Below are 23,675 nucleotides of genomic sequence, written 5' to 3'. Positions count from 1 at the left end.
CCTGCACGCGCCGCAGGCGACTCATCACACCGGATGGTTGATTCGTCATCTTGATCTTGTCCGGCGCGCGGCGAACGGCGATTTTCTTAATCTGTTCCGATTCCACACGCCCGCGCCGCCATGTCCGTCCAGCAAGCCCCCTCGCGCCAACGCCTTCGGCTGTCTCGACTTGCCTTGCTGGTGCTGCAAGCCGGCATGTCGACGGCGTATATTTTCGGGCGCCCGGCCCATGCCCAAACGCAGGTCCAAACACAGACCCAGCCCCCGCTTGTGTATGTCTTTCGCGGCGCGGACGGCGGCTGCTGCACCAGCGGCGATTACCCGAACAACGGCTTTGACGGCCAATGGGGCCTGCGCGACTTTCTGCAGCAGGACCGTAACGTCAACATCACCGCAAACGCCGCTGGGCAGACCGGCATTCTGATCGACGTGAGCGGCGGCAAGGGCGGCGATGGGCGCGATGCGCCGTCCAACGACAACCACTGGGGCGGCAATGGCGGCGGCGGGCGCATCATCGACTACGCGCTGTCGGCCAGCACCGTGTCGGCTGCGGGCCGTGGCATCAGCCTGACCTCGGCCGGCGGCAACGGCGGGCTGTACGCCAATGCCGACGGGCGCGCCGGCCACTTCGGCAACGGCGGCGATGGGCATCTGGCGCGCATCACGCTCAACAACGCCACTATCACCGGCACGGGCTTCGGCGTGGCGGTGCAATCATGGGGCGGATCAGGTTCTGACAGCGCCATCGTTGGCGGCTTTGGCGGCGCGAATGATTCGGGCCGAGGCGGCAACGCCGCAGACGCCACCGCCATCTTGCAAGGCACGACATCGGTCACGGCGCGCGGACCCGGCCCCGACGACGTCAGCGCAGGCGTGGGGCTGATCTCGCAGGGCGGCAACGCGGGCGCGGCGGAACACTCCGGTGACTTCGGCGGCCACAGCAACGCCGGACGCAGCGGCGATGCGGGGGCCGTGACGTTCACGTCATCGGCAAACAGTTCAGTGACGGCGCTGGGCGACGGCATGTATGGAGTGATAGCGCGATCCATCGGCGGCAATGCGTCGCAGCGCAACGACACCGACACCAAGGCTGCGGCAGGCGGCACCGCGGGCCTGGTCACCATCACCAACGGCGGCAAGATCACCACCACCGGCAACCGCGCGATAGGTATCTATGCGCTGAGCCAAGGCGGCAATGGCGGCAACGGCGGCGACGGTTCCTGGGCCGACGGACACAACGGGGCTGCGGGCGGCAGCCCCGGCGCCATCACGATCACCAACACCGGCGCCATCACCACCGGCGCCGCCAACACCGTCGGCGCAAAGGGCATCGTCGCCAGCGTCCTGGGCGGTGAAGGCGGGCCGGGCGGGTCCAGCGGTGCCTTCGGTGCAGGCGGCAATGGCGGCGCGGGTGCAATCGCCGGCCAGGCCATCACGCTGAGCAACACGGGCGTCATCAGCACCTTGGGCAACGATGCCGCGGGCGTGCTGGTCAACAGCGCGGGCGGCGGCGGCGGACTGGCGCAGGCCAGCAATGGCTTTATCGCGGTGGGCGGCGGGCATGGCGGCATGGGCGGCGCGGGTGGCGGCGTCGCCATGATGCACACCGGCAGCATCGATACCTCGGGCGACAACAGCGCCGCCGTGACGCTGCAAAGCATCGGCGGCGGGGGTGGCGCAGGCGGTGACGCCAACGCCACCGGCGTCATCGCCACCGTCGCCATCGGCGGCACGGGCGGCGCAGCGGGCAACGGCGGGCTGGTGCAGTTTTCATCACAAGGCAATATCTTGACGCGGGCAGGCAATTCGCCGGGCGTCGTCTTGCAAAGCATTGGCGGCGGTGGCGGCACGGCCGGGTCGGCCAACGCGGTGGGGGTGGGCGTGGGGCTGAACGTCACGGTGGCCACAGGCGGCAAGGGCGGCAGCGGCGGCTCGGGCAGCACCGTGTCGTTCACGCAGGCCAGCACCGGCATGATCTCTACCCTGGGTCCGCACAGCAATGGCGTGCTGGCCCAAAGCATTGGCGGCGGCGGCGGCAACGGCGGGCTGGCCAATTCGCGCACGGTCACCATCGCACCGCCAACGGGCGACAAGCCCAGCGGCACGGTCACGCTCGCCATCACCAATGGCGGGGCGGGACAGGGCGCGGGCAACGGCGGCAACGTCATACTCACCAACGACGGCGGCATCCGCACGGCCTCGGCGCAAAGCCATGGCATCGTCGCGCAAAGCGTGGGCGGCGGCGGCGGCAATGGCGGCGGCGTGCTGGCCCCGGTCAAGACGCCGACGATCGGCAACTCGCTGGTCTCGTTGGACCTGAGCATCCGGCACGGCGCGCAAGGCGGCCAAGGCGGCGATGGCGCAAGCGTGCAGGCCGCCAATTCCAGCAGCGGCGTCATCGCCACGGTGGGCGCCGGCTCAGCGGGCATCGTGGCGCAGAGCATTGGCGGCGGTGGCGGCAACGGCGGCATCGTTCAAGCGCTGGACGCCAATGCCTTCAACGCCATCGTCGGCGCTCCGGCGGCGCTGCCCGGCTTGCTGCAACAGGCCGTGAAGTGGCTGGAAGCCGCCCCGCAGATGCAGATCAGCAAAGCCATCAGCCTGTCCACCAGCGTCACAACGGGTGGCCAAGGCGGCGGAGGCGGCAGCGCCAGCGCCTTCAATGTGCGCAATGACGGCGCCATCACTACACAAGGCGACCAGGCTCCTGGCATCCTCGCGCAAAGCATCGGCGGCGGTGGCGGCAACGCCGGATTGATCGATTCCACCGGCGCGTCGAGCCTGCTGTCGAGCATCGACGCGCTGATCAAGGCCGCGGAATCCGGCGCGCAGAATCTGTTCACCGTCGCCCTGCCGCAAACCAGCATCACCCATCAAACGGGCGGCAGCGGCGGCACGGGCGGCGCGGGCGGGGGATCTGCAAGCGATCCAGCCATCGTGATCAATACCGGCACCCTTACCACGCAAGGCGAGGGATCAGCCGGCATCGTGGCGCAGAGCATCGGTGGCGGCGGCGGCCGCAGCACGGCAAGCGGGCAGGACTTGCAAGACGTCGTCACCGCAGCGGCCGGCAATCAAAGCGCCGCGATCATCGACAAGATCACGCAAGTCATCAACCTCCTTGGCACCAAGGGCGGGTCGGTTCTGGGTTCATTGATTCATGTGCAAAACGGCGGCGTCGATGGCGCAAGCGGCTCGGGCGGCGTCGTCACCGTGGACGCCAGCGCATCGTCCAGCCGCATCAACACGCAAGGCTTGCACGCGCCCGGCATCCTGGCCCAAAGCATCGGCGGCGGCGGCGGGGTGTCGATGCTGGACCAGCCGATGTATCTCTGGAGCGCCTTCACCACCACCACGACGCTGGGCGCAACCGGCGCGCAACGCAACGCAGAATTCACCTTGGGCGGCCAGGCCTCCGTCACCCATGGCGGTGTGCTCACCACGCAGGCGGGCAGCGCAGCCGGCATCATGGCGCAGAGCGTGGGCGGCGGCGGCGGGTTGACCACGTTAAGCCTGCGCAACACCAGCCTGGCCAACATCTCGCAAACCGCCTCCGTGGGCGTCACCTTGGGCGGTAACTACACGTTCAACAACCCCGTCGCATTCAATAGCGCCGTGCTGTCGGGCGGCGCGGTTAGCGTGGCGAACAACATGGGCCTTATCACGACGCAGGGCGGGATGTCGCCGGGCATCTTCGCGCAAAGTGTGGGCGGTGGCGGGGGTGCGGCCATCGTGTCGGCCAGCGCGTCACTGACAAGCGTCGATATGCAGCTGGGCAGCCTCCAGACCGCCGCCACGCCCTTTTCCACGTTGACGGGCAGCGGGGGCAACGTCACCGTCTCGAACTCGGGCGGCAGCATCGTCACCAACGGCGCGCTGTCGTTCGGCGTGCTGGCGCAAAGCGTGGGCGGCGGCGGCGGGTATGCCTCGCTGGAGAACACCGCGCGGCCAGCGGCCAACCCCATGACCATCACGTTCGGATCGAATGGAAGCATGCGCGGCGCGGGCGGCGTTGTGACCGTCACGCAGGACGTGGGCGGCCGCATTGTCACCACTGGCACTAACGCGCATGCCATCGTCGCGCAAAGCATCGGCGGTGGCGGCGGCATCGCCGGCCTGGCGCTCCAGCCCAACCTGACCACCTTGAAAGCCGTAAGCAGCCCCACGGAAGACGGCGACGGCAACGCCGTCAACCTGTCTTTGTCGGGCGTGATCTCGACATCGGGCAATGGCGCGGCGGGCGTGCTTGCGCAAAGCATCGGCGGCGGTGGCGGCCTGACGGGCGACCAGTCGTCCGCCAGCTACTCCACCCGCATCATCCAAAGCGCCGGCTTGACGGGCGGCACGGGCAACTCCGCAGGCGTCAACGTGGCCATCGGGGCGGGCGGCACCGTGCAGACGTCAGGCGCGAACGCGCCCGCCATTCTTGCAATGAGCGTGGGCGGCGGCGGCGTCTTCAAGGACGGCACGCTGTATCAATACGGCACGCCCAACAACGCGCTGGCCTACGGCGGCCCCGTCACGATCAGCCTGGGCGTAGCGGCCCAGGCGGTCGCCACGGGCGCAGGCTCGCCGGCGATTGTCGCCTTGAGCAACGGCGCCAATGGCGGCGGGCGGGCCGTGTCGATCAGCCTGGACACGCGTGCACTCGTCAGCGCGAACGCCACGTCAGGCACCGGTATTCTTGCCGTCGCGCCCTTGGCCACCACCACCCTTACCAACGCCGGCACCATTCAAGCCAAAACGGCGATTGATGTGTCGGGCCAGGCGCTCGTCAACAACACCGGCACCGTGGCCGGCGATGTACAACTGGGCAGCGGCAGCACGTTCAACAACAACGCGGGCGGCAACCTGTACACCGGTGCGCAGTTCGTGGGCGATCTGAACAACGCCGGCATTCTCAACCCGGCTGGCCCCGGCGCGTACGCCGCCACCCGCTTGACGGGCGTGCTGAACAACACAGGCACGTATCGGCCCGACCTGGATTTCGGCAACCATCACAGCGACTTCATCTCGGTGTCTGGCGCGTCCACGTTTGCGGGCATCATCCAACCCATGCTGCATAACCCCGTGAAGAACGTGTGGATGGGCATCGCGCATTTCGACGCCGAGCAATCGCAGATACCCGCCACCGCCAGCGACAGCCCCTTGTTCAGCTATGCGCTGAAGAACAACGGCGCAGGCGGCTGGCGCGATCCGCTGATTTCGGTGGACGCCAACTTCACGCCCTCGGCGTTGCCCATCAGCGCAGACCACAAAAGCATCGCGAATTCCTTGCAAAGCCTGTGGAACCAGGGTGACACACGCAGCGCAGCGCTATTCGACAAGTTCACGGGCGTGCAAACCGCCGGCCAGTATCGCGATGTGCTCAATGGCGTCGCCCACGATGGGCAATTCGCGCGCGCGGCAAACCAGATACACGCGTCCTATGCATCCATGAGCCGCATGATGAGCTGCCCGGGCTTTGTCGGCGAAAGCACGATACTGCGTGAAGGCAATTGCGTCTGGTCGCGGCTGGACACCAATTGGACGCAAAGGAAAAGCACGTCGGACGACCAGGGCTATCGCATCCGCCAGACCGCACTGACCCTCGGCGCGCAGCGCGAAATCGTCAACAACTGGTTCCTGGGCGGCTCGCTGGCCTATGCGGCCGGCAAGACGACGTCTTCGAATGACTTGACCGGCAACAGCGACACCTTCTCGGGCGGGCTGGCGCTGAAGTACAACCGCGCGCCGTGGCAGATTGCCGTGGCCGTTCATGGCGGTGTCGAGAAAAGCAGAATGTCGCGCGGCACGCTGGACGGGGTGGCCAAAAGCAAACCCGACGCCTCCTTCCTGGCGGCCCGCCTGCGCACCGCCTACGAATTCAGCCAGCCCACTTGGTATCTGCGGCCCTATGTGGATCTGGACGTGAACCACATCCGCCAGGACGGCTATCAGGAAAGCGGGGCGGGCCTCTTCAACCTGAAGGTGCGCGGCAATGACACCACGTCGTTCATGGTGTCGCCCATGCTTGAACTGGGCGGCCGGAAAGACCTGGCTAACGGCTCGACGCTGCGTTCGTATGTGGCGGGCGGCATGAGCTTTCTGAACGGAGGCGATGTCGTCACGACGATGCAGCTAAGCAGCTTCAACGCCACGCCGTTCTCGCTGAAGTCAGGCATGCCGCGCACCTACGGCAATCTGACAGCGGGCCTGGAAGTTGTCACACCCAAGGGCATGGAGTTGAAGACGGAATACGCGTTGCGCGGCAACGGACAGTACCGCGACCAATCGCTGACGCTGCGCGCCGCCTACCGCTTTTGAAGGGGCGGTGGCGGCGCGCAGGATTACTTGCGCGTCCAGCGGCCCATGCCGGCATCGTCATAGAACTTGATGTCGAAGCCGCTGGCCTTGCCCTGATCCCTCTTGAACACGATGGACGCCAGCGAATCCACCAGCTCGGCCTCACCCACCGGTGCGAACGCGAAGGTATCGCCGTCCCAGTGCTTGATGGGAAAGCGCATGCCTTTGGGTCCCAACACCAGGATCAAACCGCCATCGGCTTCCTGGATCTCGGCGGGGCCGTAATAGGGGTTGTCGAAATGGCCGGTGTATTGCGACAGCGCGCCGGCGGGCTTGCCGTTCGCGGGTTTGGCCTGCGCGGAAAGATCGGCTTGTGGCGCAAAGAAGGCCTGCATCGCGCCGTTGTACGCGGCGAACCAATCGCGCGTGGGCTTGCCGTAGAGCGCCGTGTCGATAAAGGTTGCCGCCACCGATTCCGCCGCGCCCACCGGCGCGCCATTGGTCAGCACCACGATGCCGATGCCGGCCGACGGCACGATCCTAAACGTCGTGCCCGTGCCCATGAGGAACGCGCCGGAATGCCCCATCGATGGGCGTCCGCCCAGTTCAGTATTCACATTGAAGCCATAACCGTAAAAGCCCGAACGCGCGTCCAGGCTGTGCGCGCGCGCGCTGAAAGACTGCGGCGACAACGCCGGCAGCAGCGCACCCGGCGCGATCATCCGCTTGCCCTGGAATTCGCCATCGGCCAGCAAGAGCTGCAACCATTGCGCCATGTCGCCCACGGTGGACGACACGCCGCCCGCTGGCGCCTGCTGATCCGCATTGCGCTGGCCTAGCGGCACGAAGGCTCCCTTCTGATACCCATGCAGAACGGCGCGATTCGTGCGCGCCATGAAGTCGTCGTAGCGATAGCTGGTGGATGTCATGCCCAGCGGCTTGAACAGCACGTCTTGCGCCAGGCTTTCCCAAGGGCGGCCCACGGCGTTGGCCACCGCTTCCGCGCCGATCGTCGTACTGAAATTGGCGTAGTGATACGACGTGCGAAACGCGTCCAGCGGCAGCAGCCGCAAGCGGGCGAGCACGTCGCCGCGCGTATAGCCCAGGTCTTCCAGATCGTCGCCCGCCGTGCCAGGCAAGCCCGACCGGTGCGCGAAGAAGTCGCCGATGGTGCCGTGCTCTGACACATAGGCGTTGCTGAGCTTGAAGCCGGGCAGATAGCGGGCCACGGGGTCGTCCCACGCCACCGCGCCTGATGACACTTCCAGGGCCGCCACCGTGGCCGACAGCGACTTCGAAATCGACGCAATCTGGAACACCGTGCTGGCATCCACCGGCGCGTGCTTGCCGGCTTCACGCGTGCCAAAACCCTGGGTCAGCACCGTCTTGCCGTCCATCACCACAGCCACCGCCATCCCCGGCACGCGGCTGCGTTTCATGATGTCTTCCACCACGCGCGGCAAATCCTTCACGGCTTGTTCGCGGCTGCCCTTGGGGATGGCGACGACGTCGGCGGGCGGGCTGGCATGCGAATCAATGGGAATCGGCTGCGCCCACGCGCACGCGAAGCCGCCCAGGGCCAGCACGCACAGGCCTGCGATGAACTTGGTTTTGCTTGTCATGGTGACCTCAGAATCCCGCTTGATAAGCGATGCGAAAAACACCCTGGTTGATGCGGATGGCCTGATCGCGCTGATGGGTCAGGCCGGCCTGCACGATGAGCCCGACTGGCGTGACGTAGGTGATGGCGCCGGACAACGCCCAGTCCCAATCGTTCTGCAAGCCGTACGGCGCCAGCCTGCCGTCGCTGCCCGATAACTTGCGCGCGGCGGCGGTGGCGGTCAGTTGCCAGCGGTCGCGCGACAGCGATACCGACGTCACGCCATTGCCGTTGCGCACAGGCGCACCGCGAAAGGCGCTGGAGAATGTGGCTTCGTTGAACCAGCTGAGCGCCCACGCATTGGCAAGCGGCGCGTCGTATCGAAGCCGTGCGGACACGGTGTTGGCGCTTTCGCCCATGCCCGGGTCCGCATGCAAGCGGCCGGCATCCACGCCGCCCGACCAGCGTTCCAGCCCCGGCAGATCACGAAAGTCATAAGACAGGATGAACGATTTGAGTTGGTCGCTGAACGCCGGCGGCGCGTCCTGGCGAATGAAACCATCGTCCAGACTCAAGCGTTGGTTCAACGCGGTGTCATCACGCTTGAACAACACCGCCGCCACCGAATGCGTGCCGTCGCCGCCGGTGGCCAAGGTGTAGCGGCCGCCCAATCCGATGGAGCCGCGAAACTCCGAGTTCTCGTTAAAGCCGCTGTACAGGCCATCGATGACATGCCACGCGTCGCCAAAGCCCAAGTCCATCTTGCCGCCGTACAAGGCGTAGCGGTCGGCGGTGTAGGCGGCGAAAAGGTTGTCCAGGTTCACGCCCAGGTCCGAGAACGCATTGTCCTTCGTCTCGTTGTTCGACGAATTCAGCGTTGCCTTGGTGCGGATCGAAAACCGTTGTGTCAGCTGCATCACCAGCGCCGCTTCCGCCGTGGGCTGCACGCTGCTCCAGTGCGACCGCGGGATCTGTCCGTTGTCATCCTTGATGCCGAAAAACCCGGTGTAGCCCGTCATCAACAGAAAGCGGCCGTTCAGCTGCGGATACGTGCCTGCGTCTTCGCCCAGCTGGCTGTACGGGGTCAGGAAGATCTCGGTCTTGAAGATGTCGGGCGCGTCTTGCGCGCACGCGCCATGCGCCATCACTGCCGCCACGAGCCCCTGGCATAGCGGCAATCCCTTGCGATTGCCAATGCGCTTGCCCATGCGTTTGCCGATGCGTTTGCCCATGCACTCGCCCATCGCCATGCACCCGCCAAACCCGATCACCGCGCCAGCTCAGCCGCCAGTTCGCGCACCTGGGAATGGATGTTCTCGAACATCGCGAAGTTCACGCGGCTGGCCACCACGAACACGCCCAGGTCGCGGTTCGGCGACAACACCGCATAGCTCATGAAGCCGCCCAGGCCGCCGCTCTTGCCCAACAGCAAGGGCGTGCCGTTGCGCGGCAACGAGACCACCCAGCCCAAGCCCATGCCATCGGCGCTGGTCACTTCGGTTCCCACCACGGACTTCAACCCGTCATACGGCAGCCACATCACATGGTCCAACACGAAGGCTTCCTTGGCCTGGCGCGCGCCGTCCAGGTGCCAGCGCATCCAGCGCGCCATGTCGGCCGCCGTGGAATAGATGCCCGCACTGGCGTACATCACGTCCGGCACCGGCGCGTTCGGGTCCGGTTTGCCAAACGGGTCCAGCCCCGTCATCAGGCGTTTTTTCTGTGCATCGTTCAACACATTGGTGGTGTCGGTCAGGCCCGCGGGTTGCGTGACTTCATTGGCCAGCACCGTTGAGTAATCCGCGCCGCCCGCTTTCGCCAGCGCATCGCCCAGCAGGCCGAAGCCCAGGTTCGAATAAAGCGTGGTGGTGCCTGGCGCATAGGCCGGCTTGTTCGTGCCGATCCATTTCCAGTAATACGCACGGTCAAACGCGGCGAAAGGGTTGTCGGACGGCTTGGCGTTCGGGTCCGGCAACTCGCGCGGCAAGCCTGCGGAATGCGTGGCCAGGTCCAGCAACGTGATGGGACGCCCCGTAGTCTCGACGCGGGCATTGTCTGGCGCGTACTTTGCCAGCGGGTCGGTCAGCTTGACCTTGCCCTTGGCGGCCAGCGACGCCAGCACGTCGGCGGCGAACACCTTTGATACCGACGCGATCCTGAAAATGGAATTCGCGTCCGGCTCGACGCCACTGCCCGGCGCGGTCTCGCCATAGCCTTGAATCACGACCTCATCGCCGCGCACCACCGCGATGATGACGGCCGGCGCGCCCGAGTTCAAAAACAGCTGCATGCCAGCCATGGACACGGCATCTTGCAACGCCAGGTCAGTGGCGCGCGCCGGGGCCACGCCCAACGCGCATGCCGCCATCAAAGCCAGGGAAGTCAAACGGGTGAAAGCGCGAGTCGCCAGCATGCCAATTCTCTCAAGGTCGCCCGGGGGATGGGTGTTGCGGGAAGATTCACCGCAAGCGAGATCATCCCAAAACCTTGGAAATTGACCACCTTGCCAGGACGAAACAACATTCCCGCATGACGAATGACATAGGCGCGGGGCGCGGCGGCCCCGGCGGGCGGGTCAGATCCCCATGCGTTCGCGCAGCGGCTTGCGGTACGAGCGCGACACGGGCCAGACGTTCTCGACCGCGCGCATCCGGATCAGCCACTTGTCGACGCTGCGGCGGTCGACGTCCATGACATGCAACGCATTGGCAATGGCGGTGCGGTGGACGCGGAAGAAGATTTTTTCGGGCAGCAAGGTCGACCACATCCCCAGCGCGCGGGAGTCCAGCACCATCGACCCGTCTTCCAGCCAGATCTCGCTGTAATTGCCTGCCGAGCGCACGCCGACGATGGTCTCCGGCTGCACGCCCCGCACCACGCCGCGCATGTTCAGATAGACCACCGACATCGAGCTCTCGTGCATCGCTGTCCGGTTGTGATCCAGGCTGTTGGAATACTTGGCCTGCCCGATCAGGTTGGCGCATTGATACAGCGCGTTGACCTCGGCGGCCGACCAGCTGCGATGCCGGACGGTGGTGTCGAAACCGATGATGCCGTATAGCTTCTTGTCATGAAACACCGGCACGCTCAGTACGCTCTTGTTGCCCTGGCGCACGAACTCGGCCTGGATGATCCGCGCCGTGCGCGGCAGGTCGTGCACATCATGAATGGCCACGGCATAGCCTTTCACCATGAAGCGGTGCAGCCACGCAATCAGCGTGGTCGGCACATCCTGAAGCTCGGCGACAAACGGCTGCGTCTGGCCGCGGCACCATTCATGGGTATTGCGGAACCGGAGCATGTCAGGCCGGTACTCGATCAGCCACGAGCGGTCTACATCGGACGTCTCGCCCATGAAGGCCAGTTGCTCGGATATTGCGTCATCGGCCGGACGCTTGAGCAGGCTCATCGCGCAACGGTAGACCCACTCCGATGAACGGTCTGACGGGCGATCGGGTTCAATGCGGGTGACGCCATCGCAAGCGGCGTGAGTCTGATACTGGACAGCATCCTTCACTGCGTTTCCCCTGGCGGCCGAATCGTGTGTCGTCCCTGTGTTGCTGTGCAACACGCCAAGCGGCGATTTTCACTCTGGGAAGCGCAAATGACAAGCGCGGGAAAGGCGCGGCTAGCCCTCCGGACATTACTTCCCGCAGCCCGACCCTACGCGCGACGCCGGCAACGGCGTATCGCCACCCGTATTCCCCGCGAATTGGCGGATCTTTTCCGCCAATTCCGGCGTGGGCCGCTCATAGCCGTAGCAGTACGGCGGCGTGGGCGCCGATTCGGGGCGGTAGTCTTCCAGCACGGGCTTCGCGTCGCCCAGATAAAGATTGTCTTTCAGACGCAGGAACGCTTTGTAGTCGCGCGTATAGCCGTGCTGCGCCTTCAGTTTTTCGTAAGCGCCACGATCGGACTCGCCGTTATCCAGCGCACTGCGCTTGGCGGCGATGGGGATGTAGTGGCAGTAATTGACGTTGACGCCTTCCACCGTGGGAAAGAACGCCGGCTCCACGCACTTGCGCTGGGCGGTGTTGTTGAAGATGTTTCCTTCCACAAAGGCCTTGGCCTCCAGGCTGAAGCTCATGCCGTAGAAGTCCCAGTTCTCCAACAGGTTGTTGAACAGGTGGAACGTGCCGAATTGCCCACGGGGGTTGCGCTGCACGGTGTTGAAGAAATAGTTGTGGTGCAGCGTCACGCGCGCAATCGAATCACGGTCGTAGTTTTCGAAAAGGTTCTTCGACGTGATGTTGTTCAGCAGCATGACCTTGTTCGAGTTATGGAACTTGGTCCAGGAAATCGTCACATCGGTCGAGCCGTTCTTCACGTTGAGCAGGCGGTCAGACATGCGCGACAGATCCATGTGGTCGACCCACACGTCGCGGCTGCCGTTGGCCACGTTCACGGCTTGCGTCAGCCGGTTCAGGCGGCCATCGATGGTCAGATGCGTCAGGATGACGTTCTGGCTGCCGTACACGCCCAGCCCGTCGTCAATCAACGTGACCTGCTTGCCGCGCCCGTCGATCGTTACGTTGGACGGCACGCGCAGCTGCTTGTCCAGCACGATGGTCATGTCGGACGCAAAGCGTATCCACGTCGGCCCCTTCTTCGCCTGGGCCAGCGCAGCGCGCAGCGTGCCCGGGCCGGAATCCTGGTCGGAGGTGACCTCGATGAATGTTCCGCCCAGGCCGCCCGTAGCCTTGGCGCCATAGCCTTCGCGTTGGGACAGCAGCGACGAAACAAGCGGGCAGTGTTCATCCGGGCTGGCGCACGATGCACTTGCCGCCGCCACGCCGCCTTGCAACAGGGCCACGGCAAGCAGCCACTGGATGGGCCGGCGCACTGCCCACCGGCTTGTTTTCATTGCTGTCTTCATCAAGGCTGAATTCCTATTGCTGCGCGGAGCGATCCGCAGACTGCACATGGCGCCAGATGCCCCCGCTCAGGCGCAGATTTTCGGGTGGGCCAGCCACGTGTTCGCGCAGCCGTTCGAAGTACGCTTTTTGCCAGCGCTCGGCGTAGGCGTCGGCGTCCTCACCCGGGTTGGCGGCGGGCAGCATCTCTAGCGTGTAAGCCACGTGGCCGTTCTCCCATCGCGGCGCGTAGAACACCGACGGCACGCCAAGACGATGCGCCAGGTGCGACGCAAAACTGGAGTACGTGACTTCCTGCCCTTCGAAGGTTGTGCGCGGTGCGGCGGGATTCGCCGCGCCATCAATGGCCAGACACAGCACATAACCCGAATTGATGGCGCGCATGCAGGCCTTGGCGACTTGCGCTTCGGTCTGGTCGGCGGTGGAGATCAGCGCCGTGGAATAGCTGCTCTGGGCGATACTGGGCGCGGTGGCGAGCCAGCGCGACGGAATGCCCAGCAGTTCCAACGCCATCAGGCCCGCGTACATGGGGCCGACGTGCGCGGTGGCCACCACCACGCCTTTGCCGGCCGCCAGCAGCGGCGCAAAAAAGCGTTCGCCCGTATCGAGTTCGCCCAGCAGCTGCATGGCTTCTTCGACGTCATCCTCGCGGCATTCCAGCCAATCGAACAACAGGTGGTCGATCATGTGGCCCCAGCGCGCGCGGCGTTCCCACTGCGCGCGATCGATAGTCGTGTCACCCCGCATCGACCACGCCCAATCCAGACGCGCCTGCGGAATCGGGGCGGTATCCAGCCGCGCTTCCATCTGGGCCATGGCGTCCTGAAAGGTCTTCGGCAGATTCGCGCTGCGTGTGGCGACGTATTTTTCGTAGAGTGCTTCGGCATCGCCTTTACGGCCGGCCTGCGATAGCGCGCCGATGGCGGCGCGCTGCCACATCAGCTTGTCGGGCGACTTTTCCACAAGCTTCAACATCTGGTCGGCCGCTTCGTCGTACTGCAAGGTATAGCGCAGCGCGCGTGCATACAGCGCGCGCGTCTGTTCCAGATCCGGCGCCAACTCCATGGCCTGCGCAAGCGGCGCCACGGCTTCTTTGTAGCGGCCAGCGCGCAATAGCGTTTCGCCATACAGCGTCAAAAGCCTGACGTCCGCGGGGGCAGCGCTCAGGCCCGCTTCGAAATGCGTCAGCGCGTGCACCTTGCGATCCGCTTCAGTGGCGCGCCGCAGATGCGCCAAGCCGAGCGAGGCGCGCAACGCCGCGCAGTCGTGGTTTGCGCTCAAGGCCGCGTTGCCCAGCTGGATGGCCGCCTCGGCGCGGTCGTCTTCCAGCAAGGCGCGCACGGCCATCGTCGCCACGCGTTCGTTGGGCAGCTGGTTCGAATCCAGGCTGGCTGCAATGCCCGCCGCCTCGGCTGCGTCGCCGTTACGCACGAAGGCCATCAGCCAGGCATACGCTTCAGCGGGATCGTCTTTCGCCATGCCGACCGTGGCGCGCGCGACCTGGGCGGCATCCGCCACGCGTCCGGCCTGCACGCGCAATTGAATGCGCGCCGCATGCAGCGCGGCGTTGGCGGGCTCGATGGCGGCGGCGGCGTCGGCCTGGGCAATCGCGCGGTCCCATTGCTTGGTGCGGCCCAACAGGCTGGCCAGCAGGCGGCGGTCATCGGCGCGTGACGGGTAGGCCGTGGCCAGCTTTTCCAGCGCGGCAATCGCAGGTTCGAAGCGCGCTTCGCGCATCCACGGCGCCACCATCAATCGGCGCACATCGCGCCAGCCGTCCTGGGTCTCGGCCAAGGCCGGGTCCAAGCGGGCCATTTCGCGGGCGGGATCGCCCGCCGCGGTGATGTCCTTGATGACCGCGCGCAGCCGCGCGGTGGCATCCGCCGCAGCGCGACGGGTTTCAATTGCCGTATCAACCATGACGCAGCCCCCTCAACAATGCCATCGCCACGCGCGAGATGAACATCAACACAAAGCCCAGCGCCAGCGCTTGCAGCAGCAGAACCATCGTGCGTGGGCTGCTCGGACGGTCGGTGGGAACCGGCTGCGCAATGATGGACAGATAACGTTGCAGGCGCAGCGCGTCCGTCATGGCCTGCTGGTACGACTGCTGCGCCAGCGTCAGGTTCGAATCCGCGAACGCCTGCGTGTTGCGCAGCGCCTCGTACGATTTCAGCTGCTTGGCTTCGGCATTGCCGTCGCCGCTTAAGCGGCGGCGCACCGATGAAATGCGCTTTTGCAGCGCCAGCACCTGCATTTCAGCGGGCTTGAGCATGAAGTGGTCTTTGTTGCCCAGCGCGCGAATCTTGTCCAGATTGATCTGCGCGCTGCTCAATTCGGCTTCCAGCGTGCTGGACAGATTCAACAGCATCGCCACCGTCGCCGTGGGGTCGATGTTGCCGTGCGTCGTCCGCCACGCCATCAGGGCGTCGCGCGCGGCAAGCGCCTTTTGTTCCGCAAGCTTCACCGCCTCTTCGCTGACCTTCAGCTTGTCGGCCACGCCTTTCTCGTTCATCGAGCTGACAAACTCTTCGGCCAGGCTGATCAGCGCCTTGGACAGCGTGGCGGCATCTTCCGGCGAAAACGCGCTGACGCGCAGCACGTCGATCTGCTCCAACGCATTGAACGACACATGCACCGACGACTGATACGCGCGGTACAGATCGTCTTCGCTGGAGTCTTCGGAAAGATGGTTGAACGGGTCCACGCCCGCATGGATCAGGTATTGGCGCAGGCCGACTTTCTTGTCCAGCTGCTGCATGGCGTCGCGGGACTTCAGGAAGTCGCTGACGGCCCAGCCGTCGACAAAGCCGCCCAGCATGCCGCCCATGTTGCCGGTGGTGAGCAGGCTGGCCGCGCCGCCGCCACCGCCTTGCTGGCCGGAGCCCGATTGCACGAAGAACCGCGATTCCGCTTCATAGCGCGGCGTGGCGATGGCAAGCACATACACCAGCGCCAGCGCCACCGGCACGATGACGATGAACGCGTTGATCCAACGGTGGCGGCGGCGCTCGCGCAGCGCCGCCTGCCGTTCGCGGCGGCGGCGTTCGATCTCGGAGCCGCCCTCAGATCCCGAGCTGGCTGTCTTCGAAGCCGCCTCCGAAGACGTCATCGCCGGTGCCGGATTCGCTTCGTGATCGTCGCGGGGGGTATTTGCTGAGGCATTGGTCGAGGTCGTCTTCGATGCTGAGAGCGCTTCGTTCATAAATCAAGCCTTTAAGGCAATAGTCCGCCATCTGGTTCTGGCGGTAGCTAGAGAGAATTAGGGTTCGGCCGATCAGCCGCTCTTCGAACAGCGCCAGCCATAGCCGGGTGAAACGGCAGGGTTCGAAAGGAATGGCCCCTTCGATCACGTAGACATCGAACGCCGGCGCCAGCGCCAGGGCGAACGAAAATTCCTGCCGTGCGTAGAGCGGCCAATGCTCCATGGGCTTGGCCAGGCATTTGGGATCGCTGATCAGGTCGGCGACCAGTTCGAACGTGGCATCCACATTGATCTCGTACATCTCGCAGACGAAATCGATAACGGCCAGGCCGCTGGCCTTGCCACGGATAAAGCCTTGCCGGCCGATCGCCCACGAGACGTTGCCGTCATGTTTGACAAAGCCCTGGCGCGGCGGACGCAGGCAGCACAGCACGTCGACAATCTGCCGGTGCATTTCCGGCGAATGCGACAGCAGCGCGTAGCGCCCCACCGGAATGTCGATGGTGGCGTTGGCCAGCAGCGGCTGCCGGCTGCCAAAGGCATAAGGTTCGTCAGTGACGCCGTTCAGATGGATCATCTGCTTGCCTCACATCGGTTGGACATTGGGGCGCGCAAGACGCTCGGCCGCCAAGGCAACCACCATCATGAACACCAATGCCGTCAGGAAATAGCCCAGGCTGGCGTCGTGCGACTCGTACGCGGCGAAGTACGCCGAACGCAGCAGCTGCATGCCGTGGGCAAAGGGCGACCACAGAATCCAAGGCCGCAAGTGTTCGGGCAATTGCTCCGACACAAAGAAGACGCTGGAGAAGATCTGTAGCCCCCGCTCGATCACGGGCGCCAGGCGCAGGAAGAAATGCCAGAACGTGGCGATCGAGCCGAACAGCACGCCCATGGCGGAGCCGCAGCACCCCATCAGCACCACGAACAGAATGAACCCCGCCCAGCTTTCGGGCAGCGTGATGAGCCCCAACGCGTGGCCGGCGCTGATCAATACCGCGAACACCACGAGGTATACCGAGACATAGATCAGCGCCTGCACCATCGCGCACATGAGCGGCGTGACGCCCTGAAAGTTCAACAAGCCGCGGGCCGACACGTACGCGGTGCTGCTGCGGAAAACGATCTGCCGGAACATGATCCATGTGGTGGCCCCCAACAGCGAAAACGTTTGCACGTCCATGCCAAGAATGAAGTGCGTTCCCATCAGGATGTACAGCGACGAGATCAGCGTCAGCAGCACCACCGGGCCAACCAAGGCCCACAGCAGCGCGATCCGGCTTTCGCCATGGATCACGCGCAGCTGATACACGAACAACGCCATCAGCGTGCGCCCCACAGGCCGCCCACGGGCGGCGTTGCCCGGGTGATGCCCTTCATGCAGGGATTGCAGGCGTTCACGCAGAATCGCAAGATCACCGGCTTCGCCTGGCGGCAGCTCGATTTCCAGCGCGATGTCGTTGCGCGACGCATGACGGCGCGCATCGCGCGCTTCTTCCTGCTTGCGCCGCTCCACGCGCCGCGCGTGCGCCGCCGCCAGCCGCTCGTCTTCAGCGATCAGCTTCGGCGGCACGTAGCCCGGCGCGAACACGTCGACGCCCGCGCGGATGTCCTGCTCCAGCAGGCGCACGATCAGGCGCAGCCGCCGCCGTGAAAAATCGGCAAGCGTCTCATCGACCTTGCTGCGCGCGATCTCCGCATCCAGCTCGGCCTGCACGGCTTCGTACACCGCGCGGCGGGCGGCCACGGAATCGTGCGGCTCGCCTTGCAGGCGCGCCAGCAACGGCTTGAGCAGCACGTTCGGCTTGGCTTGTGCTTCAAAGAGCGCGGCCGGGTCCAGGCGCCAGGCATCGACGCCCGAACCCACTGCGTAGTTACTGTCCTTGCGGCGGTTACGCCACCCCTTGATCCGGTCCTCGTTACTCATCGACACGCTACTGCACGCCGGACGAGCTCGAACCCGAATCGCTATCGATGGCTCGCGTGGCGCTGAAGCCTGCGCTCATCGTGACGCGGAAGGCCGACAAGACCTTCTGCACCTGCGTGAACGGCGCGTCCGAGATATAGATGGCCTGGCCTTCATGGACCGTGAATTCGCGGGCCAGCGCCACTTGCTCGGGACGCGTCAGGTCAAACTGATACACCACCGGCAGCAGGTCGGGCTTGCCTTGCACCCCGGCCTTCGCGGGCGTGAACAGGAACACGGAACGCGGGTCGGCCAGCTTGTCGTCCAGGCCACGGGAATCGGCCAAGGCGTCCAGCACCGAGTAGTTGCGCTTGCTGATCGCCACGCGGCCTTGGTTGCCCGCAGCGCCCAGCACCGTCAGGTATTCACGCGAGTCATAGGCGGTGATGACATCGCCCGGCCGCAGCATGATGTCGTTGTTCTGGTTGCGGTAGATATCCGACAAACGCACCGACGCCACCTGGTTGTCGCGGCGCAGGCTGATCACGAGCTGCTCGGGATTCGTCTGCACGGGCGCGGCTTGCGCCAGCGCGCTGCTCAGGCGCTGCGCGGTTTGCGTGATGGGATACATGCCGGGTTTGGTCAGGTTGCCCTGCACCGTCACCATCTGCCCGCGCGCATCGGCTGCGCGCGTAACGCTGACATCCGCGCCCACGACCAGCTTGGACAGGCGCTGCACGATGGCGTCATGCAATTGCCCCAGCGTGGAATCCGCGGCGCGGAATTTCCCCAGGATCGGGAACGAGACATACCCCGTCCGGTCGATTTCCTGATTGCCCAGGTCGCTTACGCCAGACGGGTCCGCCGCAAATACGCCCAAGCCGCCGCGCTCCCACACTTTGACGTTGATGCCGTCGCCCGGCACCAGGCGGTCGAAACCCGCCTGCGTCAGATCCCGGTACGTCACCGGAAAGTCAGACACCTCTGGCACCTGGCTCGCGCGCGCAAGCTCGCGCGAGGCGGGCATCACGACGACATCCTTGTCATCGTGAGCCCCCGTCATTTCGCTCAGCATCGGACCGGAACGGGGCAGCTGGCATCCCGTAAGCGTCAGCGCGGACAGCAGCACCAAGACCAGGGCCGCTTTACGATGCGGGCCCGCAGCCGGGACGTTCATTTGCATAAATTCCTTAATGTTTTTGACTTCGGCAAACGCAGCCGGCCATCAGGCCGTCATGCGGCACAGCGGCATATCCATGCACTCATCGTTTTCGGACACGGGCATCACCGGCACGCACAGCGACAGGAACTTGCTCAGCATGGCGTCAAGCGAGAACAAGGTCTGCGCCCGATGCCGGCTGTGCTCGCGCAGTTCAGCGTCATTGCGTACCCGGTCCACCATGGACTCGACTTTGTCGCAGGCCTCGTGCAGATCCGGATGCTCAACGTCTCCGAGCAAATGGCCGGTCACGTTCTCGACAAAGCATTCGCCAGCGCCGCCCGCAGGCGTGGAGACGACGGGAACCCCCAGCAACTGCGCTTCGATCAGCACGTTGGGCAAGCCCTCGTAGCGCGACAGCAGCACGCTGGCGTCCATTTGCGAATACCAGTAGCCCACATGGTTGGACAGGCCGACCAGCAGCAGCCGGTCGGCCACGCGCAGCTCGTTGGCCAAGGCCACGATGTTGTCGTGCAGGCGGCCGTCGCCCACGATGACAAAGCGCGCTTGCGGCCGCCGCTTCAAGTACTGCGCGGCAAGCTTGATCCACAGTTGCGGCCGCTTGTCCGGCTCCAGACGAAACACGCCGCCAATCGTTTCCGTGGCGTCGGTCGTGCTTTCCTGGAAGGCCTTCCACTTTTCTTTGTCGGCGTCCGCGGCATCGGTGGCAAGGTCCGGCACGCCGTTGTACAGAACGTGGAAACGCACGATGGGAATGCCCAGCCATTCGGCATAGGCTTCTGCGGCGGTGCGGCTATTGCTGACGAAGTAGACGCCAGGCACTTGCGCCAGGGCCTGATACAGCTCGGGATATTCCTCGCGGAACCGATCCTTGCGGATGTTGGGCGGCAGCCCGCGAAACACCAGATGGATGGTCGGCGCACCGGCCAGCAGCGCCGCCAGCGCGCCGAACAGGCACGTGCCGTCCTGCCACAGGCTCACGACGTCAAACGGGTTGGCGCGCAGGACGGGCGCCAGACGCGTCACGCCGTAGTGCACGGGCGGGGGCAACTGCTCAAGCAAGCGGCCCAGGTTGCCATCCGGCACGGACTGATGCGCCACGGATACCGCGGGCAGCTTGTTGATTTCCGTGACCGGAATCTGCGCCTTCACAAGCACGGGCAGAAAGAAATCCAGCCCCTGCTTTTTGCTGGAGCCGGTAGGTTCGGTGTGCTGCTTGACCAGCACTTCGACTTTCTCCGGGCGCATAACCACTGACGGGGCCGACGAGGCCGACAGGCGATCCGGGTTCTCCGCCATGCGCGTCAGTTCGCCGGCCAGCCGCGTCAGTTGGCGCTCGGCGCCGCCCGGCCCCAGGCTGCCCGTCACCAGCGCTACAGACACCGGCTTTTCCGGCGGCTGCTCGGCAATCTGCCGGTTGCGGAAGTGCAGAATCGCGTGCTTCATCGACACGATCCGCACGTCCTTGCCCGCCAGTTCTTCCTCGCCCTCAAAGCTTTGGTAGAAGGCGTAGTCGCTGGCCAGCCCGCTGGCCAGTTCCGCCGCCTTGCTGCCCGGCGCAAGCTGATCGGCAACGGGTGCGATCGCCTCATACGCCTCGGCCAGCAGCCCGCGCTTGCGCAGACGTTTGGCGAACTCGACGCGCATGTTGCGATCGGGGTGTTGCGCGATCAACCGGCGAAACAGCTCGTCCGACTGATCATGCGCACGGATGTCGCTTAGCAGCTTGGCGCGGGCGAACAGGCGGGCAGGGTTTTGCGTCGACTCGGGCAGATGGCGTTCAACCAGCGCCAGCGCTTCGTCAACGTGCCGTTCCTTCACCAGACGCGTCGCGCAATAGCGCACGATCTGAAGATCATCCGGGCACTCTTTCAAGAGCGTCGCCCACTGCTCGGACATGCCCTCGTTAAGCCCCGCCGATTCTTTCAAGCGGAGGAGCAGAAAGCGGACTTTCGAATCCTCCATGTGATTGCGCGCCAGCGATTGCGCACGTGCAAGATTGTCTTGCGCGACCTGAACACGCGCCGATGCCGCGACGATCTCTTCCAGCTGGGTGTGCACCCAGGGGAGATCGGACGTATCGTCCAGCCTTACGGCCGTCAGGTCCATCCGTTCGGTGATCAGTGGGGGATTCATGCGGCCTTCCTGCGGTTGATCTTCTCGATCCACACCAGGCAACGGTCGATGTAGCTATCGAACTGAGCCGGGTTATCCGAAAGCTCCTGAAGCTTGCGCCAGTACGGCAGCGCCTGTTCAAAGCGATGCAGACGCATGGCGCCCACGGCCGCCAGACGCAGGCCGATGACATCGTCTGGCACGAGCTTCACGATGCGTTCGCCAAGCGCCAGGCGCTCGGTGGTGCTGGACGGTTCCAGCGCACGCGCCTCGGCGTACAGGACGGTCAGGATGCGGCGCTTTTCGTGGTCGACTTCCTGCATGCCGGGCCAAGACTGCGCCACGCGATCCAGCAGCTTCCACGCGGCTTGGGGGTCGCCAGCGGACAGGATCTGGCGGGCGCCACGGATGGCGCGGGGGCCTAGGCGGCCCAGCTGGCGTTCGGCTTCATCCTTGGCGTTTTGATCTGCCGACGGATGCGCCTGCACCATCTTGTAGGCGTCGATCGCTTCGCCAAACCACCCGCCGTTAAACGCGGCGCGGGCAAAGTACAGCTGCGCGCTCAACGGGGCGGATTCGCCCGAGGCGGCCTGCTCCAGGTGATGCATGGCGGTTTGCTTGTCGCCCAGCGCATCGGCCGCGCGGCCGCGCATGGCGTCCAGCTCGGGGAAATCCACTTGCGTGTCCAGCGCCAGATCGGTCAGGTCAATCACTTCCTTGTGGTTGCCGGCCAAGAGCGCGGCGCGCACACCCAGACGCATCGCACGTTCGAACGCACGTTGCGCGCGGGCGCCGGTCAAGGCGTTGGGGTTCAACAGGCGGTGCGCGCAGATGCGTTCGGCGGCATCACGCAGGCGGCCTTCTTCCAGCGCGCGGTTGCCTTCTTCGGCCCATGCCGACGACTGCGATTGCAGCCAGGCGCCGATGTCTTCCTGTTCGCTGTTGGCCAGGTCGCAAGATACGGCCAAGGCCGCGGCGGCCATGATGCAGCCGCGCCACGAGGCTTCCTTCACGAGCTCCAGCGCATCAACGTCTTCCAGCGCAGGCTTCTCGGAGGCCAGCGCGCGCAGGCCGGTGCGGTCGCCTGCCAGCAGACGGTCGCGCCACAGCATGGCGAAGCCTCGTGCATACGACGGGATAGCCGCGCGCACTTCGTGCACCCAGCGAATGGCGGCTTCCATGTCGCCGCTGGTTTGCAGCAGCGAGAGCACCGTGTCGGCCGCTTCCACCGCCCCGGCGTCGTCAGGCGACGAGATGCGGAACAGCTGCTTCCAGTTGCCCAACGCTTCATCCACATAGCCCAGCTGGCCGGCGGACACGGCGGCGATACGAACGATCTCGGGCGTTTCGATCTCGTCACCCAACAGGCCGGCGGCCAGCGAGTACGCCACGTCATGGCGGCCCAGCTTGAACTGGTTGCGCATCAGAATCTGCTCGGCCTTGCTGCCGGAAGCCAGTGCGCCGTCGGCCGTGCCCAGCAGGGCCAGCGAGCCTTCGTAATCGCCCAGCTCTTCCTGAATGCGGGCAAACAGCAGCATGTGATCCGGCAGGCCCGGGTAGCGGCGCAGCACATCGCGCACACGGCGCGAGGCTTCGCGCAAATCGCCAGAATCCCAGAGCTTTTCGAGGCGCTCGGCGCTTTCGTCGGCGGCCAGCTTCGGCACGGACGGTTGCGGCGTGGATGCGCTCATGCGCGGACGCATGAAGTTCTTGTACCAGTCGGTGTACAGGCGCTCGGCAAAGACCGGCGTGTAGTGCGTCAGGTCCAGCCCGCTGTCTTCCATGGCGTCGGCTTGGCCGATCTTGTTCATCAGCGGCGTCGGGTCGTAGCACGGCACGCCGATACGCTGGGCGGCGGCCACAACAGCGGCGATCAGCTGTTCGCGCTGTTCGATCGGCACGTTGTCCGGCGTCATCGCGTTCACATGCGTGACGAACACGACTTTGTCGCGGCCCAGCAGCTCAACGAGCTGACGCATTTCCGCTTCGATCTCGTCGTCGGTCAGATCGCGCTTGACGATGCGGGCAAGCAGCGCGCGGTCATCGGCCGACAGGCTCTTGTAGACCGGGTCTTGATCCAGCAACGCGCGGCGTTCCTCCAGGCGGTCGGCGTGCGCCAGCGACCAGAACATCCGGGTGCGCGTGCGGTCAGCGAAGAACTCGCTGAAGTAGCGGCCCAGATAGTTGGACTGGATGGGATAGCCGTCAATCGTCAGCAGCTTGCGCGAAGACAGTTCGACCATGTACAGGTCGGCCGGCTTGTGCGTGCCGCGGCGCGCGGCTTCGCCGTTCGAGGGGCGGAAGATCAGGCGCTGCACGTCGGCGGGGATATCACCCTGGCCGAACATGAATCGTGCTTGTTGAAGCGCCTCGGCGCTGGTGTGCACGAAGCCGTAGTTGCGGCCAAGTTGCAGCTTGACGGGGTAGCGTCCCACGGCATCACGCAACGGCGTGTGGATGCGGCAGGTGCCAATCGGAGCGATGGTAAAAGCAGTCATTCAGGGGCTCTC

13 protein-coding genes are annotated in these 23,675 nt (G+C 65.1%); 1 reads left to right on the top strand and 12 read right to left on the bottom strand.

Going from position 1 to position 23,675, the window contains the following annotated elements:
• Positions 1–120 precede the first annotated feature (120 nt).
• Positions 121–6,306 (top strand): autotransporter outer membrane beta-barrel domain-containing protein, encoded by a 6,186-nt coding sequence (locus ACFZAI_RS17610; RefSeq protein ID WP_391568132.1) that lies wholly within the window; start codon positions 121–123, stop codon positions 6,304–6,306.
• 23 nt (positions 6,307–6,329) lie between these two features.
• Here the strand turns inward: ACFZAI_RS17610 and ACFZAI_RS17605 are convergent, their stop codons facing one another.
• The 12 genes from ACFZAI_RS17605 to ACFZAI_RS17550 all read right to left on the bottom strand — a co-directional run bounded on the left by ACFZAI_RS17605 (position 6,330) and on the right by ACFZAI_RS17550 (position 23,663).
• A complete protein-coding gene (locus ACFZAI_RS17605; protein ID WP_391568130.1) occupies positions 6,330–7,907 on the bottom strand; it encodes a serine hydrolase in 1,578 nt (525 codons plus the stop codon).
• Positions 7,908–7,914: 7 nt separating this feature from the next.
• Positions 7,915–9,117: a hypothetical protein gene (locus ACFZAI_RS17600; protein ID WP_391568128.1), complete on the bottom strand. Its 1,203-nt coding sequence runs from the start codon at positions 9,115–9,117 to the stop codon at positions 7,915–7,917.
• A gap of 35 nt (positions 9,118–9,152) precedes the next feature.
• The gene (gene ampH, locus ACFZAI_RS17595) at positions 9,153–10,298 is read right to left on the bottom strand and encodes a D-alanyl-D-alanine-carboxypeptidase/endopeptidase AmpH (protein ID WP_391568127.1); all 1,146 of its coding nucleotides are present in this window, start codon (positions 10,296–10,298) and stop codon (positions 9,153–9,155) included.
• A 162-nt stretch (positions 10,299–10,460) separates the two neighbouring features.
• Positions 10,461–11,402, bottom strand: coding sequence for a GAF domain-containing DNA-binding protein (locus ACFZAI_RS17590; RefSeq protein ID WP_391568126.1), 942 nt, complete (start codon positions 11,400–11,402; stop codon positions 10,461–10,463).
• Positions 11,403–11,528: 126 nt separating this feature from the next.
• A complete protein-coding gene (locus ACFZAI_RS17585) occupies positions 11,529–12,749 on the bottom strand; it encodes a polysaccharide lyase family 1 protein (protein ID WP_391568125.1) in 1,221 nt (406 codons plus the stop codon).
• Between the two features lie 25 nt (positions 12,750–12,774).
• Entirely contained in the window at positions 12,775–14,679 is a 1,905-nt protein-coding gene (locus ACFZAI_RS17580; RefSeq protein ID WP_391568124.1) for a Vi polysaccharide transport protein VexE, read from the bottom strand.
• Positions 14,672–15,871 carry a sugar ABC transporter gene (locus tag ACFZAI_RS17575; protein WP_391568123.1) on the bottom strand — a complete coding sequence of 400 codons (1,200 nt, stop codon included), beginning with the start codon at positions 15,869–15,871 and terminating at the stop codon, positions 14,672–14,674. The genes ACFZAI_RS17580 and ACFZAI_RS17575 overlap by 8 nt, the downstream gene beginning before the upstream one ends.
• Positions 15,825–16,541 carry an ATPase gene (locus tag ACFZAI_RS17570; protein ID WP_391568122.1) on the bottom strand — a complete coding sequence of 239 codons (717 nt, stop codon included), beginning with the start codon at positions 16,539–16,541 and terminating at the stop codon, positions 15,825–15,827. The genes ACFZAI_RS17575 and ACFZAI_RS17570 overlap by 47 nt, the downstream gene beginning before the upstream one ends.
• 9 nt (positions 16,542–16,550) lie before the next feature.
• Positions 16,551–17,891, bottom strand: a complete 1,341-nt coding sequence (locus ACFZAI_RS17565) for an ABC transporter permease (RefSeq protein WP_391568120.1) — start codon at positions 17,889–17,891, stop codon at positions 16,551–16,553.
• Between the two features lie 7 nt (positions 17,892–17,898).
• Positions 17,899–19,053: a polysaccharide biosynthesis/export family protein gene (locus tag ACFZAI_RS17560; protein WP_391568119.1), complete on the bottom strand. Its 1,155-nt coding sequence runs from the start codon at positions 19,051–19,053 to the stop codon at positions 17,899–17,901.
• 42 nt (positions 19,054–19,095) lie between these two features.
• Entirely contained in the window at positions 19,096–21,186 is a 2,091-nt protein-coding gene (locus tag ACFZAI_RS17555; RefSeq protein ID WP_391568117.1) for a glycosyltransferase, read from the bottom strand.
• Positions 21,183–23,663 (bottom strand): hypothetical protein, encoded by a 2,481-nt coding sequence (locus ACFZAI_RS17550; protein WP_391568116.1) that lies wholly within the window; start codon positions 23,661–23,663, stop codon positions 21,183–21,185. Before ACFZAI_RS17550 ends, ACFZAI_RS17555 begins: the two co-directional genes overlap by 4 nt.
• Between the last annotated feature and the right edge of the window lie 12 nt (positions 23,664–23,675).

Origin of the sequence: Achromobacter sp. NPDC008082 (assembly GCF_042957345.1) — a bacterium.
Lineage (GTDB): Bacteria > Pseudomonadota > Gammaproteobacteria > Burkholderiales > Burkholderiaceae_B > Achromobacter > Achromobacter kerstersii_A.
This window is presented reverse-complemented; position numbering and strand designations above follow the sequence as displayed.

What these genes read in the sequence shown, in the direction of transcription:
- ACFZAI_RS17610 (WP_391568132.1), top strand. Translation starts at nt 121, where the DNA reads ATGTCCGTCCAGCAAGCCCCCTCGCGCCAACGCCTTCGGCTGTCTCGA.
- ACFZAI_RS17605 (WP_391568130.1), bottom strand. Translation starts at nt 7,907, where the DNA reads ATGACAAGCAAAACCAAGTTCATCGCAGGCCTGTGCGTGCTGGCCCTG.
- ACFZAI_RS17600 (WP_391568128.1), bottom strand. Translation starts at nt 9,117, where the DNA reads ATGGGCAAACGCATCGGCAAACGCATGGGCAAGCGCATTGGCAATCGC.
- ampH (WP_391568127.1), bottom strand. Translation starts at nt 10,298, where the DNA reads ATGCTGGCGACTCGCGCTTTCACCCGTTTGACTTCCCTGGCTTTGATG.
- ACFZAI_RS17585 (WP_391568125.1), bottom strand. Translation starts at nt 12,749, where the DNA reads ATGAAAACAAGCCGGTGGGCAGTGCGCCGGCCCATCCAGTGGCTGCTT.
- ACFZAI_RS17580 (WP_391568124.1), bottom strand. Translation starts at nt 14,679, where the DNA reads ATGGTTGATACGGCAATTGAAACCCGTCGCGCTGCGGCGGATGCCACC.
- ACFZAI_RS17575 (WP_391568123.1), bottom strand. Translation starts at nt 15,871, where the DNA reads ATGACGTCTTCGGAGGCGGCTTCGAAGACAGCCAGCTCGGGATCTGAG.
- ACFZAI_RS17570 (WP_391568122.1), bottom strand. Translation starts at nt 16,541, where the DNA reads ATGATCCATCTGAACGGCGTCACTGACGAACCTTATGCCTTTGGCAGC.
- ACFZAI_RS17565 (WP_391568120.1), bottom strand. Translation starts at nt 17,891, where the DNA reads ATGAGTAACGAGGACCGGATCAAGGGGTGGCGTAACCGCCGCAAGGAC.
- ACFZAI_RS17560 (WP_391568119.1), bottom strand. Translation starts at nt 19,053, where the DNA reads ATGCAAATGAACGTCCCGGCTGCGGGCCCGCATCGTAAAGCGGCCCTG.
- ACFZAI_RS17555 (WP_391568117.1), bottom strand. Translation starts at nt 21,186, where the DNA reads ATGAATCCCCCACTGATCACCGAACGGATGGACCTGACGGCCGTAAGG.
- ACFZAI_RS17550 (WP_391568116.1), bottom strand. Translation starts at nt 23,663, where the DNA reads ATGACTGCTTTTACCATCGCTCCGATTGGCACCTGCCGCATCCACACG.